13 protein-coding genes and 1 tRNA gene are annotated in these 13,181 nt (G+C 70.6%); 6 read left to right on the top strand and 8 right to left on the bottom strand.

Features of this window, described 5'->3' with window-relative positions; genetic code table 11:
* Positions 1–88: 88 nt before the first annotated feature.
* A complete protein-coding gene (gdhA, locus tag RYJ27_RS01790) occupies positions 89–1,438 on the top strand; it encodes an NADP-specific glutamate dehydrogenase (RefSeq protein ID WP_330171952.1) in 1,350 nt (449 codons plus the stop codon).
* Between the two features lie 377 nt (positions 1,439–1,815).
* A complete protein-coding gene (locus RYJ27_RS01785; RefSeq protein WP_330171084.1) occupies positions 1,816–3,549 on the top strand; it encodes a hypothetical protein in 1,734 nt (577 codons plus the stop codon).
* Between the two features lie 9 nt (positions 3,550–3,558).
* On the opposite strand, the gene RYJ27_RS01780 is transcribed toward RYJ27_RS01785, so the two are convergent.
* Complete coding sequence (locus RYJ27_RS01780) at positions 3,559–4,497, bottom strand: diacylglycerol/lipid kinase family protein (RefSeq protein WP_330171083.1); 939 nt, start codon at positions 4,495–4,497, stop codon at positions 3,559–3,561.
* Positions 4,498–4,677: 180 nt separating this feature from the next.
* Here RYJ27_RS01780 and RYJ27_RS01775 point away from each other — a divergent pair, with 180 nt between their 5' ends.
* Positions 4,678–5,988, top strand: a complete 1,311-nt coding sequence (locus tag RYJ27_RS01775; protein ID WP_330171082.1) for a UDP-glucose dehydrogenase family protein — start codon at positions 4,678–4,680, stop codon at positions 5,986–5,988.
* Between the two features lie 13 nt (positions 5,989–6,001).
* Here RYJ27_RS01775 and RYJ27_RS01770 read toward each other — a convergent pair whose 3' ends face one another.
* The 5 genes from RYJ27_RS01770 to RYJ27_RS01750 all read right to left on the bottom strand — a co-directional run bounded on the left by RYJ27_RS01770 (position 6,002) and on the right by RYJ27_RS01750 (position 9,365).
* On the bottom strand, positions 6,002–6,409 hold the full coding sequence (locus RYJ27_RS01770) for a DUF3054 domain-containing protein (protein WP_330171081.1): 408 nt from the start codon (positions 6,407–6,409) through the stop codon (positions 6,002–6,004).
* Positions 6,410–6,454: 45 nt separating this feature from the next.
* A complete protein-coding gene (locus RYJ27_RS01765) occupies positions 6,455–7,141 on the bottom strand; it encodes a hypothetical protein (RefSeq protein WP_330171080.1) in 687 nt (228 codons plus the stop codon).
* Positions 7,142–7,275: 134 nt separating this feature from the next.
* Positions 7,276–7,348, bottom strand: a tRNA-Arg gene (locus tag RYJ27_RS01760).
* 99 nt (positions 7,349–7,447) lie between these two features.
* Positions 7,448–8,203 carry an asparagine synthase gene (locus RYJ27_RS01755; RefSeq protein ID WP_330171079.1) on the bottom strand — a complete coding sequence of 252 codons (756 nt, stop codon included), beginning with the start codon at positions 8,201–8,203 and terminating at the stop codon, positions 7,448–7,450.
* 82 nt (positions 8,204–8,285) lie between these two features.
* On the bottom strand, positions 8,286–9,365 hold the full coding sequence (locus tag RYJ27_RS01750; protein WP_330171078.1) for a fatty acid desaturase family protein: 1,080 nt from the start codon (positions 9,363–9,365) through the stop codon (positions 8,286–8,288).
* Positions 9,366–9,726: 361 nt separating this feature from the next.
* On the opposite strand from RYJ27_RS01750, the gene RYJ27_RS01745 reads away from it, so the two are divergent.
* Complete coding sequence (locus RYJ27_RS01745; RefSeq protein WP_422732875.1) at positions 9,727–11,196, top strand: DEAD/DEAH box helicase; 1,470 nt, start codon at positions 9,727–9,729, stop codon at positions 11,194–11,196.
* Positions 11,197–11,422: 226 nt separating this feature from the next.
* Here the strand turns inward: RYJ27_RS01745 and RYJ27_RS01740 are convergent, their stop codons facing one another.
* Positions 11,423–11,878 (bottom strand): MarR family winged helix-turn-helix transcriptional regulator, encoded by a 456-nt coding sequence (locus RYJ27_RS01740; protein ID WP_330171076.1) that lies wholly within the window; start codon positions 11,876–11,878, stop codon positions 11,423–11,425.
* Between the two features lie 53 nt (positions 11,879–11,931).
* Between RYJ27_RS01740 and RYJ27_RS01735 the strand changes: the two genes are divergently transcribed.
* On the top strand, positions 11,932–12,453 hold the full coding sequence (locus tag RYJ27_RS01735) for a MarR family winged helix-turn-helix transcriptional regulator (protein ID WP_330171075.1): 522 nt from the start codon (positions 11,932–11,934) through the stop codon (positions 12,451–12,453).
* A 26-nt stretch (positions 12,454–12,479) separates the two neighbouring features.
* Here the strand turns inward: RYJ27_RS01735 and RYJ27_RS01730 are convergent, their stop codons facing one another.
* Complete coding sequence (locus RYJ27_RS01730; protein WP_330171074.1) at positions 12,480–12,821, bottom strand: hypothetical protein; 342 nt, start codon at positions 12,819–12,821, stop codon at positions 12,480–12,482.
* A 97-nt stretch (positions 12,822–12,918) separates the two neighbouring features.
* Here RYJ27_RS01730 and RYJ27_RS01725 point away from each other — a divergent pair, with 97 nt between their 5' ends.
* Complete coding sequence (locus RYJ27_RS01725; RefSeq protein ID WP_330171073.1) at positions 12,919–13,170, top strand: hypothetical protein; 252 nt, start codon at positions 12,919–12,921, stop codon at positions 13,168–13,170.
* Positions 13,171–13,181: the final 11 nt, after the last annotated feature.

The raw sequence follows: 13,181 nt of genomic DNA, 5'->3' as shown, positions 1-13,181 counted from the left end.
GGGCGCCCTCCTGTTCGACTCACTGAGTCAGGAGGGAACCGCGGATAAGCCGTTCTTCGCGGCTGCGAGCAGAACGGAGTCTGTGCGTTTGTCTGTACTTGAGTCTTCACTCGCTGCTGTATTTGATGAAGTGGTTGCGCGTAACCCCGGAGAGGTCGAGTTCCATCAAGCCGTGAGAGAGGTCCTCGAAAGCCTCGGTCCGGTGGTCGGTAAGCATCCAGAGTATGCAGACGCCGAAGTCATTCGCCGTCTCTGCGAACCAGAACGGCAGATCATCTTCCGAGTTCCGTGGACGGACGATTCTGGACGTGTTCAACTCAATCGAGGGTTCCGTGTGGAGTTCAACTCTGCGTTGGGCCCCTTCAAGGGCGGTCTTCGCTTTCACCCCTCTGTATACCTGGGAATCGTGAAGTTCCTCGGATTCGAGCAGATCTTCAAGAACGCACTGTCCGGCCTCCCGATCGGCGGCGGCAAGGGTGGTTCAGACTTCAATCCCCGGAGCCGATCTGACGGCGAGATCATGCGCTTCTGCCAGTCCTTCATGATCGAGCTGTATCGCCACCTGGGCGAGTACACAGATGTGCCCGCGGGAGACATCGGCGTCGGCCAACGGGAGATCGGGTATCTGTTCGGGCAGTACAAGCGCATCACCAATCGGTACGAATCAGGCACCCTCACCGGGAAAGGGCTCAGCTGGGGCGGTTCTCAGGTCCGGACAGAGGCGACGGGCTATGGCACCGTCTTCTTTGTTGACGAGATGTTGAGGTTCGCGGGAGAGAGGCTGGAGGGACAGCGTGTGGTTGTGTCCGGGTCCGGCAACGTCGCGATCTACGCCATCGAGAAGATTCTTGAGCTCGGCGGGCGAGTGGTTGCCTGCTCAGATTCCGACGGATTCATCCTGGATGAACGTGGCATCGATCTCGCACTGTTGAAAGAGGTGAAGAGCGCGCGTCGCGCACGGCTCACCGAGTACGCCGCAGCGCGTGGGTCTGCAGTGGCATATGTGCCAGGAGGGTCGATCTGGGACGTGCCATGCGACATCGCCTTGCCGTGTGCCACCCAGAACGAGTTGGACGGGGACGGGGCGGCAGCGTTGATCCGGAATGGATGTCGCATCGTTGCCGAGGGCGCGAACATGCCCACCAGTCCCGACGCGGTCCGCGCTCTGCGAGGAGCTGGCGTTCGCTTTGCGCCTGGAAAGGCCGTGAATGCGGGTGGTGTGGCCACGAGTGCGCTGGAGATGCAGCAGAACGCGTCTCGAGACTCGTGGACCTTTGAATACACGGAGAAGCGGCTTGAAGAGATCATGCGGTCCATCCACGACCGTTGTTTGGAAACCGCGGATGCGTACGGCGCCCCGGGGGATTACGTGGCCGGCGCGAACATCGCAGGGTTTACACGGGTGGCGGACGCGATGCTCGCTCTGGGCATTATTTAGTCGGTCCGCCGCGCGTAGCGCTCTTGATCTACAGCGCGTCACCACTGGTGTCAGGCCGGCGTGATCAGGCACTGATTTGGCGCTCTTACGTGGCTTGATCTGCGATTCCGATTGACGCTTCGCTCCCTTCGCGGCTCGCTTGTCCTTCGGTGAAAGCTGAGCGGAATCGGTCGGGCGCGGCGCTTGTCCTGGCTTCGGCGCCTGCGGTAGGAAGGACGAGCACGACAGCTACGCGCCCGCCAGGGCGCACTGGGGGTAGCGGCGTGAGAACGAGGGAACGGGGACGTTCCCGCCCATTCGCCGTCGCCCGCCAGGAGCCACCCCGGGGAGACGACGGTGACACCACACCCACGCAGCGCGCTTCACGAGCCCATCCGATGAGCGTTCGCGGGGTCTTCGTCACGGCGGCTCTCGCCGTTGCCATGTGGGCGGGCGCGACAAGCGCGACTCACGGGCTCGCCGGCGAGTCGGCGGCATCCGGATCGGCGATCCCGGTCACAACAGCGGCACCGGTGACATGCGATGACCTGATCGACCAGACGCTGCGTGCAGAACTCGCCTCGTCGGGGTACCGCGAAGCCGAGACCGTCGGCACCAGCGACGAGCCGACCATGCACGACGACGCCACCTCGTGGACCGTGTGGTCGGAGATCTTCGACGGGCAGGGCCTTACCTGCTGGTGGCTGCGTGACACCGACCCCGACGCGGTGGCGGTCGGGTACGCGATCGTCTCCGACCAGGACACGCTCCGAGAACGACTTCTGGCGAACGGCTACGCGCGCTCGGATTCGGCGGACGGTCCCGTCTACACGCTGATCGCAGAACCGGACGACACGGTCGTCCTCTCCTTTCCCGCACGCGAGGTGCTGCTGGGCGACGGGGTCTTGATGGCGTCCCGCGGCCTCACCTCCAGCGCCCTCGCGGTCATCCGCGCACGCATCCTCCCCATGCTCGATCTGCCGGATCCGGTCGAGGAGGAGCCTGACGAGAACACGGCGATCGACACACCGACCGAGAATGTCGCGATCGACGAGGGCGCACCGACCGCGGCCCCCACCGATCTCCGGGACGGGCCGACCGCGCCCTCGACTCTCAGCGAACTGCGCACTCCGAGCCAGGTCTCGCTCGACCCCCTCACCCTCGGATGCACGCTGGGACTCACGCTCGTGTTCGCTGCGATCCTCGCGTTCCCCGGCAGGCTGATGGAGACGGCGATCAGCGAGAACTACGACCGTGTCTCGCGGCTGTGGGCGCCGCTCGCAGCCGTCGGCCGCCGAATCGGCCAACCCGTCGCACGGGCTACCCGCGCGGCGAGCGCACGACTGCCTCGAGCGGCACCGCTCGCCCTGGGCGTGCTCGCCGCGGCGGTCATCGCCGGCTTCGTCGACCCGACGTTCGGCTGGAACGCGGGATCCGTGCGGATGGTCGCCTCGAACATCGTCGCGTTCGGCGTCGAGGCGGTCGCCGGCGCCGCGCTCGTGGCGGGCGTCGCACGGCGGTGGGCGATCAGCCCGACCGCTCGAGTCGGTCTCGTCGCGGGGTCCCTCGGCATCCTCCTCGCCTCCGTGCTGCTGTCGCGCCTCACGGGCTTCGCGCCGGGCGTCGTCTTCGGCCTCATCATCGCGGCCGCCCTGCCCGCCGCGTTGAGCACGCGGGACGGGCTGCGCCTCGCGGTCGTCGAGATCGCCTACGTTGCCGGCGCGGGCATGTCGGCGTGGTTCCTCTACGGCGTTCTCGCCGAACCTCTCACCCGCTCCGGCGGCATCCTCGATCGATTCGCCGTCGAAGCGCTCGCGGGCATCACCGTGCTCGGGATCTCCGCGCTGCCCATCATGCTGCTGCCTCTGGGGGGACTCGCGGGTTCGGCGATCTTCTCCGCCAGCCGCGGCATGTGGATCATCGTCTACGCCGCGGGGGCGTCGCTGTTCATGGTCGTCCTGCTGCCGTTCCCGGGCAGCTGGGAGGAGACCTCGACCCCGTTCTGGGTCTGGACCTCGCTCTTCGCCGCGTACGCCGTCGTCGCAGTAGCGATCTGGACGGTGCTGACGAAGACCCGCCGCGACACCGGCGACCGGGCGCGCGCGCATGGCGAGCGCGAACCGGTGCGCTGACCGCGGGCCTCAGCGCACGTGGATGGCGGCCGGCTGCAGCGTCACCGAGAACTCCCGGGTCTCGCCGATCTCCTCGCCGTCGATCTCGAAGGCGCGGGGCTGGGGCAGGGTCACGCGGATCTTGCGCGCGCGGCCGTGCGTCACGGCATCCGTGCTGGTGGTCTCGTCCTTGCCACGGATGAGGCGCCCGAGGCCGTTGTCCCAGACCATCGTCTTGAGAGTGCCGAGCCACTCCCCCACGCCGTCGGCGCTGAGCAGCAGGTAGTCGAGCTCGCCGTCGGAGGGGTCGGCGTCCGGCAGGAGGGTGAGGCCGCCCTGCAGGGTGCCGCAGTTCGCGATCAGGAGGGTGTGGCCCTCTTCGTCGCGGCCGGGCAGATCGTCGGCGGTGAGGTGGAACGGCACGATCTCGCTCGCCGTGAGCGCCCGACCGAGCGACTCGACGTACGCCAGCCATCCGGCCTTCGCCTTCAGGTCCTCGTTCGTCTCGGCGATCATGTGGGCGTCGATGCCGAAGCCGATCATCACCACGAACGCGTGACGCTCGGAGCCCTTCTCCAGCTCGACGTCGACCCAGCCCACGTCGACCGGGATCGACGTGCCCTCGACGGCCCGTGCCACCGCCGCCGGCACGTCGTTGATCGGCAGGCCGAGGTTGCGGGCGAGCAGGTTGCCCGTGCCGAGCGGCACGATGCCCAGCTCGACATCCGACGAGGCGTCGGCGAGCGCCTCTGCCACGGCGCGGACGGTCCCGTCACCCCCGGCGGCGATGACGAGATCGGCACCGGCGGCGAGCGCGCGACGGGTGGCGCCCTGGCCGGGATCCTCGACCGTGGTCTCGAACCACGACACCTCGGCCCCGGCGACGAGACCGGCGCCGTCGAGACCCTTCTCGAGGGTCTCCTTCTCGGTCTTCGACGGATTCCACACGATCGCGATGTGCGTGCTCATTCCCGCCCCCCCCCTGGGTGGACGACCCACCCGTAGGTGTCCATCATGCCCGCCGCGGGGGCGGGTACGCCGCCGTGCCGCGGCACCCGTTTCCGGGAGAGCGCCCTCGGTCTGATAGGAAGGGGGGAACTTCCGCCACCGGGGACGTGGCGGAAGACATCCCTCACCCAAGGAGCTTTCATGCGCCTCTCCGTGATCGGCTGTGGATACCTGGGGGCAGTCCACGCCGCAGCCATGGCATCGATCGGCCACGAGGTCGTCGGCATCGACGTCGACCAGCGCAAGGTCGACGCGCTCTCGGCCGGCAAGGCGCCCTTCTTCGAACCGGGCCTGCAGGAGATCCTCGAGGCGGGGATCGCGTCGGGGCGGCTGTCGTTCACGACCGACATGGCCGCGGCATCCGGCGCCGCCGTGCACTTCATCGGCGTCGGCACCCCTCAGCAGAAGGACGGCTACGCGGCCGACCTCACCTACGTCAACGCGGCCGTCGACGCGCTCGTGCCCCACCTGAGCGAGGGCGATGTCGTGGCCGGCAAGTCCACGGTGCCCGTGGGCACCGCCGCGACGCTGACGCCGCGGGTCGAGGCCGCCGGTGCGACCCTCGTGTGGAACCCCGAGTTCCTGCGCGAGGGGTGGGCCGTGCAGGACACCGTCGACCCCGACCGCCTGGTCGTGGGCGTGCCCGCGGGAGAGGCGGGCGAGCGTGCCGCCGACGTGCTGCGCGAGGTCTACCACCCCGCCGTGGCCAAGGAGACGCCGTTCATCGTCACCGACCTTCCGACGGCCGAGCTGGTGAAGGTCGCCGCCAACGCCTTCCTCGCGACGAAGATCTCGTTCATCAACGCGATGGCCGAGATCGCCGAGGCGACGGGCGCCGACGTCACCCAGCTCGCCGACGCGATCGGCCACGACGTGCGCATCGGGCGCCGCTTCCTCGGCGCCGGCATCGGCTTCGGCGGCGGCTGCCTCCCGAAAGACATCCGCGCCTTCTCGGCCCGCGCCGAAGAGCTCGGCCGCGGCGAGTCGGTCGCGTTCCTCCGCGAGGTCGACGCGATCAACCTGCGCCGCCGCGAGCGTGCCGTGCAGCTGGTGATCGAGTCGCTCGGCGGCTCGGTGTTCAAGAAGAACATCACGGTGCTCGGCGCCGCGTTCAAGCCCCACAGCGACGACATCCGCGACTCCCCCGCCCTCGACGTGGCCGTGCGCCTGCGAGGCCTCGGGGCGTGGGTCACCGTGACCGACCCCGAGGCCCTCGAGAACGCCGAGCGCATCCACCCGCAGCTGTCCTACGTCAAGGACCGCGACGAGGCCCTCCGCGGAGCCGACCTCGTGCTCGTGGTCACGGAGTGGGACGAGTATCGCCGACAGCTCTCCCCCGAGCACGCCGCGACGCTGACGGCCGGGCGCATCGTCGTCGACGGCCGCAACTGCCTCGACGCCGCCGCCTGGCGGGACGCCGGCTGGGAGTACCACGGGATGGGACGCCCCTGACGGCGTCCGCGGGTCACGGCCGAGAGGCCGAGCCGCGGGAACGCGCGATCGCCGTCGCGATGACGCGCCACCCCACGAGGAAGACCAGGAGCGTCAGGGTCGCCACGACGATGAACGCCGTCGCCGTGCCCTGACCGCTGAGCGCACGCAGCAGCATCCCGGCCACGACCGTCACGGCCCACACCCCGAGACCCGTGCGCACGGGAGCCACCGGACGCCGCCACGCGAGGGTGGCGAGCCAGCCCGCTCCGAGGCCCGCGAGGAAGGGCCACGCCGTCCCCAGCGCCCCCAGCGGAGTGAGGCCCTCGTCGTGGCTGGCGCGGCCGATCGCGGCGAAGGCGACGACGAGAACGGCGTCGGCGAGGAGGGCGAGCAGCCCCGTGCGGGGGCGCGCCGAGCGGCGCGGGGTGGTGTCGGGCATCCCCTCGATTATGCGCGCTCCCTCTTGCCGGGGCGGATCAGCCGGCTAGCACGAGGGGAACGCCCAGCCACTCCGCGAGGTCGCGGATCTCGGCATCCACCATCTCGCGCTCGTCCGGTCGTACGGATTGAGGATCGCCGCGCGGCCCCCGGGGTCGTCGTCGAGCGTCGCGATGGCTCCGGGGTCCACGCGCCAGCGCCACGCGCTGCCCTCCACCTCCGCGGGCTCCCCCGCCGTGCCGACGGGCGTCCAGGGCGAGCACTCGCGGGCGAGACCGGCCGCCTGCAGCTGCCGCTCCTGGATGATCCGGTCCGCCTCGCTGGTGTCGGGGATGTCGGAGGCGCGGAGGGGCCCCTCCGCCGTGAGCCGGGCGAGGATGTCGCGGCGGAAGGCGTCGTTGGCGTCGAGGTACTCCGTCATCGCCGGCCGGAGCGTGCGGCTGCGCATGCGAGCGAGCATCGGCGCGAGCAGGCTGCCGGCGTGGAACGCGCCGTCGAACTCGAAGACGGTGCGGTCGTCCTCGGCGGCCTTGCGCAGCTGACCGGGCTCGAACGACCAGCCGATGCGCGTCCACGGGATGCTCTGCTCGGCCGGGGCGACCGTCGCCGTCGGGTCGATCTTGATGGACCCCAGCTGCTCGATGACCTCGACCACGTCACCGGGGCGATCGGCGTCGAGCAGCTGCGCACGCACGGCGATACGCCGGGCCTCATCGCGGGTGAGCCGGTGCATGCGGCCGAGCGTACCCGGGACCTCCGACCGTCAGCGGGCGAAGGGTGCCGTCGCGCGCTCCGGGACCCCGCGACAGAAACACGAAAACCCGCGGAGTTCCGCGGGTTCTCGATGCTTACTGTCTCAACACAGTGTGCGCCCGAAGGGACTCGAACCCCTAACCTTCTGATCCGTAGTCAGATGCTCTATCCATTGAGCTACGGGCGCTCGGTGCGTTCCCGCCGCGGAGAACCGCCGCGCACACCAGCGATCAGATTACCCCACAGCGGTGCCGCCGCGCGAATCGAGGGCGCGGTGGATGCCGCGTCAGTCGTCGAGCTCGGCGGGGTCGATGCCGCGGGCGCGCGCCCGCTCGGCGAAACCCGCCTCCGCCGACGCCGCCCGGGCGCTCGCCCCGGCATCCGGAGCGGTGTCGCCCTCCGCGGTCGCCGCGTCCTTCTTCGCCAGCGCCTTGGCCCGCTTGCGCCGCTGGGAGGCGAGCCCCGCGAGGTCGACGAGACGCAGGGCCTGCATGCGCGCCTCGCGCATCGTGCCGTAGTCGGGTTCGAGGTCCGGGCGAGCCGCCTCCATGCGGAGCGTGCGGTCGATGTTGGCCGCGAGCTCGGCCCACGCGGCATCCCGCGCGGCCTCGACGAGCTGCCGCAGGGCCGCCTCGTCCTCCGCACGCGCGCGCAGGGCCTTCGCGATCTTCCTGCCCTGGCGCTGCCGTCGACGCAGGTTGCCGAGGTCGCGGCTGCCGTAGTCGTGGGTGCCGTTGGGGTCGGAGAAACGACGCCAGGCATCCTTCTTCTCCCGCCGCACGCGTTCCGCCTCGGCGTCGGATTCGTCGGCGAGCGCCAGCAGTGCCGCGCGCGCGTCGGGGAGGAACCGGTCGACGTCGTACCCCTCGCCGCCCGCGATGGTCTCCATGAGGATGCGGTTCTTCACGCTCAGCCGGGTCGCGGCGGCGGCGATGTAGATGCCCTCCTCGACGACGTCGGCGACGCGGGGGCGCTTCACGCGCGCGTTCGACTCCTCCGCGACCTCCGTCGCGTCGTGCGCATCCGCGGCGGCGTTCGGCACTACGTCACCCCCTCGCCATCGAGAGTAGCCGCCCCGGCGTTCGCGCGAGCTCCCGCCGGGATGAGGAGCACGCGCCAGAGGATCAGACTCGGCGGAACCTCGAGACGATGTGGCACTCGAACGGGTCGCGCGCGGCGAGCCCGACCCGGTTCAGGTACGCGATCACGATGCCGTACGAGCGCCACAGGGTGGTCTCGGAGTAGGGCACGTCGAAGCTCACGCACGCCTCGCGCACGATCTCGCGCGCCTGCGCGAGGTGCGGGCGGGGCATGCTGGGGAACAGGTGGTGCTCGACCTGGTAGTTCAGGCCCCCCATGAGCCACGTCGCCCACCAGCCGCCGGAGACGTTGCGCGACGTGCGCACCTGCTTGCTGAAGAAGTCGAGCTTCGCGTCGCGGTCGATGATGGGCATGCCCTTGTGGTTCGGCGCGAACGCGGCTCCCATGTAGACGCCGAAGACCGCCAGCTGCACGCCGAGGAAGGCGAACGCCATGCCGAGCGGGAGCATCCAGAACACCGCTGTGAACAGCACCGCGAACCGCAGGCCGATCATGCCCAGCTCCGACCAACGCCCCTTGACCCCGGGCGTCGTGACGAGGTGCTTGAGCCCCAGGAAGTGCAGGTTCAGGCCCTCGAGCGTGAGGAGCGGGAAGAAGAGGTACCCCTGGCGGCGCGTGATGAGACCGAGCAGGCCGGAGGCCTTCGCGGCATCCTCCTCGACGAAGGAGATCGTGTCGATCTCGATGTCGGGATCCCGGCTCACGCGGTTGGGGTTGGCGTGGTGGCGGGTGTGCTTGGAGCCCCACCACGAGTAGCTCATGCCCACGATGCCGCTGCCGAGGAACTTCGCGAGGCGGTCGTTCGCCGGGCCCGAAGAAAGGATCGCCTTGTGGGCCGCCTCATGGGAGAGGAACGCGACCTGAGTGAGCACGATGCCCAGGCCCGCGGCGATGAGCAGCTGGAACCAGCTGTCGCCGAGCAGGATGAACCCGGCCACGAGACCGCCGAAGGCGAGCACGAGCAGCGAGCCGACGACCGTGTAGAACCACGGGGTGCGGCGCAGCAGCCCCGTCTCGCGCACGACCTGCGACACCTCGGTGTAGGCACGGGTCAGGTGGGGGAAGGTCTCGGACGACGCGTAGGTCTGCCGGACCGGGCCCATGGTCGAGGAGGAATGAGAAGCGGCCTGGATGACGGTGGAGGAGATGAAGGCACCTGCTCGTCGGACGACCCGAACGGGTCTGGGCGAAGCCAAAGGCGGGCGCCGATCGCTGGGGCCCCACACTACGTGGCGGTGTATGCCGAAAGGGCGATGCACGGGGGATCCCCAGGGGACCGTCACCCGCCGCTCATCTTCGGCCCTGCTAAGGTTGCTCCGACGGCTCACCCGTCTGCGTCGTCGATACGCTTCCCGGCCCACCCGAGGCCGTGCATCTTCTCGAACGGCGAACCGATGCGCGATCCCGCGCCGTCGCCCACTCCGCGCCCGTGACCGGATCCGGTCCGCGCTCTCACCCGAAAGCATCTCCATGCCTACTTTCCTCGACCTCGGCGTGCCCGCACGCCTGGCCTCCGTCCTCGAAGCCGACGGCAAGACCGAGGCCTTCCCCATCCAGCGCGACACGCTGCCCGACTCGCTCGCCGGCCGCGACGTGCTCGGCCGGGGCCGCACCGGCAGCGGCAAGACGATCGCCTTCGCCCTCCCCCTCGTCGCCCGCCTGAGCGGTGCGAACGCGGCCACCCGCACGCCGATGCGCCCCCGCGGACTGGTTCTCGCCCCCACGCGCGAGCTCGCGACCCAGATCGCGGCGACCGTGGCGCCCCTGGCCGCCGCGAGCGGGCTGAAGGTCACGACGATCTTCGGCGGCGTGGGCCAGCGCCCGCAGGAGCAGGCCCTGCGCGCGGGCGTCGACATCGTCGTGGCGTGCCCCGGCCGCCTCGAAGACCTCATGAAGCAGGGCGTCATCCGCCTCGACCGCGTGGAGATCACGGTGCTGGACGAGGCCGACCACATGGCCGACCTCGGCTTCCTCCCGGGCGTCACCCGCATCATGGGCGCGACGCCGGCCGGCGGCCAGCGCATGCTCTTCAGCGCGACGCTCGACCGCGGCGTCGACGTGCTCGTGCGTCGCTTCCTCCAGAACGAGGTGCGCCACGAGGTCGACGAGTCCAGCGTCCCGCCCGCCGCCATGACGCACCGCGTCTTCGTCGTCGGCGACGGCGAGAAGGCCGAGCTCGTGCGTCACCTCGCCTCGGGCCGCGGTCGCCGCATCCTCTTCACCCGCACGAAGCACCAGGCCAAGAAGCTCGCCAAGCAGCTGACCGCCTCGGGCATCCCCGCGGTAGATCTGCACGGAAACCTCTCGCAGGGCGCGCGCGAGCGCAACCTGGCCGCCTTCGGGGCGGACGCGGATGCCGGGGGCGTGCGCGTGCTCGTCGCCACCGACGTCGCCGCGCGCGGAGTGCACGTCGACGGCGTCGAGCTGGTCGTGCACGTCGACCCGCCCGTCGAGCACAAGGCGTACCTGCACCGCTCGGGCCGCACGGCACGCGCCGGGGCTGAGGGAACCGTCGTCACGGTCGCGCTCGAGGCCCAGCGCCGCGACGTGGGCGACCTGCTCCGCAAGGCGCAGATCCGCGCCGCACTCGAGCCCGTCACGGCACGGCACCCGGAGGTCGCAGCCCTCGTCGGCGACCCAGCCCCGCACGTGACTCCGGCGCCGGTCACGGCAACCACGTCGGGGGCCCCGAACGGCCGCGGCGGCGCCGGTCGCGGCGGCGCCGGTCGCGGCGGAGCGAGCCGCGGCGGATCGGGCCGTGCCGGTTCGACCGCGCGCGGCACCGCGCGTCCCGCCGCCGCGCAGGGCGCCGGCCGTGGTGCCGGTCAGGACCACGGCCCCCGCTCGGGGGCCGGCGACCAAACTCCCCGCTCCGGCGGACGCCGCCGGGGATCGCGGGGCGGTCGCAGCCGCTCCGCCGCCGCGCCGCGCTGACCCGCGGCATCCGGCGCCGCCTTATCAGAGCGACCTCGGGGTGACAAGCCCCCGGTGGCCGCGACCGGGTGGGGTACCGTCGATATCACGCGGGGGCGCGAGTCCCCGCGTCCAAAGCTCGGGCCGCAGCCGGGGGGCGCGGCCCGTCACCTGAGGAACCCCGGGGTCGACCACGGTCCCCCGGGGTTTTTCTTTGCGCCCGTGGACCTGGCCGCGACGAACCCCGTCAGCGGTGGCGACGCACGACGTCGTCCGCGGCGGCGGTGAGGTCGCCGAGCGCCCGCAGCAGCACCTCGCGATGCTCGGGAGAGAGCGCGTCGACCACGGCGCGCTCGGCATCGACCGAGGCGAAGACGTGCGCGCGCACGGCGCTCGCGGCATCCGCCCGCGCGCGCAGGATGAGGCTGCGCCGATCGCGGGGATTGGGCTCCCGCGCGACGACTCCCGCCGACTCGAGCCGGTCGATGAGCGCCGTCGTGGACGCGGTCGAGATGCCGAGCGCGAGCGCGACGTCACGGGGCGTCAGCGTCTGCTCCCGCCCCTCGGCATCCAGCAGCAGCCGCACGACGGCGAGGTCGTTCTGGCCGACGCCGAGGGTGTCGCTCACGGCGCGATCGGCCGCCACGGCCGCCGCACGGTACGCGGCCAGCGCCGCCCGGACCTGCCCCGTGTCGTCGTTCACGAGGCGCCCCCGCCTTCTTCGCCCGCCGCGATCGGTTCGCCTAGGATGCGAATGTGACGTCGAGCGAGACCACCAACTACTGGTACGGAGACACCGCGGGCGATCAGCGTGCCCGCGCCATCGCGGTTCTCGAGGCGTTCCGCCTGTACCGCGCCGCCGAGGTCGCGATGCGCCGTCGCACGCGCGAATCGATGTCCATGGGCGAGAACGACCTTCTGGTGCTGCGCTACCTGCTGCGGGCGCAGAGGGAGAGCCGCTCGGTCTCGCCCGGCGAGCTCACCCGGTACCTGGCGGTGTCGACCGCGTCGATGACCGCGATCCTCGATCGGCTCGAGAAGTCCGGCCACGTCAAGCGGATGCCCCACCCGAGCGACCGGCGCAGCCTGCTCGTCGTCGCGACGGTCGATTCCGATTCGGAGGTGCGGGCGACGCTCGGCGCGATGCACGACCGCATGCTCGACGCGGTCATCGATCTGAGCGCCGAGGAGAGCGCCGTCGTGATCGATTGCCTCACGCGGCTGCAGGATGCAGTCGACCAGGTCCAGCCGGAGGAGGTTCGTCCGCGCACGCCCTGACCGGGCGGTGCCGGAAGACGGCACGCTCAAACGGCGGTGATGACGACGGCGGCGACGGCCAACGACGCGCTGAGCAGCCCCGTCGCGGCCGCGACCCGCTGTGCGGTGCGATGCCATGCGGGCTCCTGTTCGTTGCGCGGGCTGCGCGGGGGCGAGACGAGAGCGCGCTTGGCTTGCGCAAGCGAGTCGAAGCGTCCGACGACGTTGCCGGCTCCGTCGATCGCCACGTGCCCGATGGGTGCATGCTCGATGGATCCGACGTATTCGCCCGGGCGACTGCCCACGACGAGCCCGCGGTCGACCGTGACCCACGTCACCGGCGGGGCGGTGTCGGTGGTCGTCGTCGGCGGCGCGACAGTGTCGAACATGTTTACCTCCCCGGATACTCCTCGACTAAGTTACTAGGTCAGCTATCTAAATCCAAAGCATTAGCCATCCGCGGACTCGGCTGCGAGACTTGAGGACATGACGGATGGACCGGCGAGCACACAGGTCGATTCGACCGACGGCCCGTCCGTCATCCGCATCAGCGAACAGGATGCCGTGGCCTACGCCGACCTCGTGGCGTGGCTGGCAGCCCGCTATCCCGACGTGTCGGTGTCCGTCATCGAGGCGATCACTCAGCGCGAGGCCGAGGCCTTCCTCGGCGGCCGCCACCTGGCCGTGCCGGCCGCGCTCCGCAGAGCGGTCATCGAGATCCTCTCCGACCGCCTCTGACCCGCGTCGCG

Source organism: Microbacterium limosum (assembly GCF_036324365.1).
Lineage (GTDB): Bacteria > Actinomycetota > Actinomycetes > Actinomycetales > Microbacteriaceae > Microbacterium > Microbacterium limosum.
The sequence above is the reverse complement of the archived record's forward strand: the minus strand, read 5'-3'. Positions and strand labels throughout refer to the sequence as shown.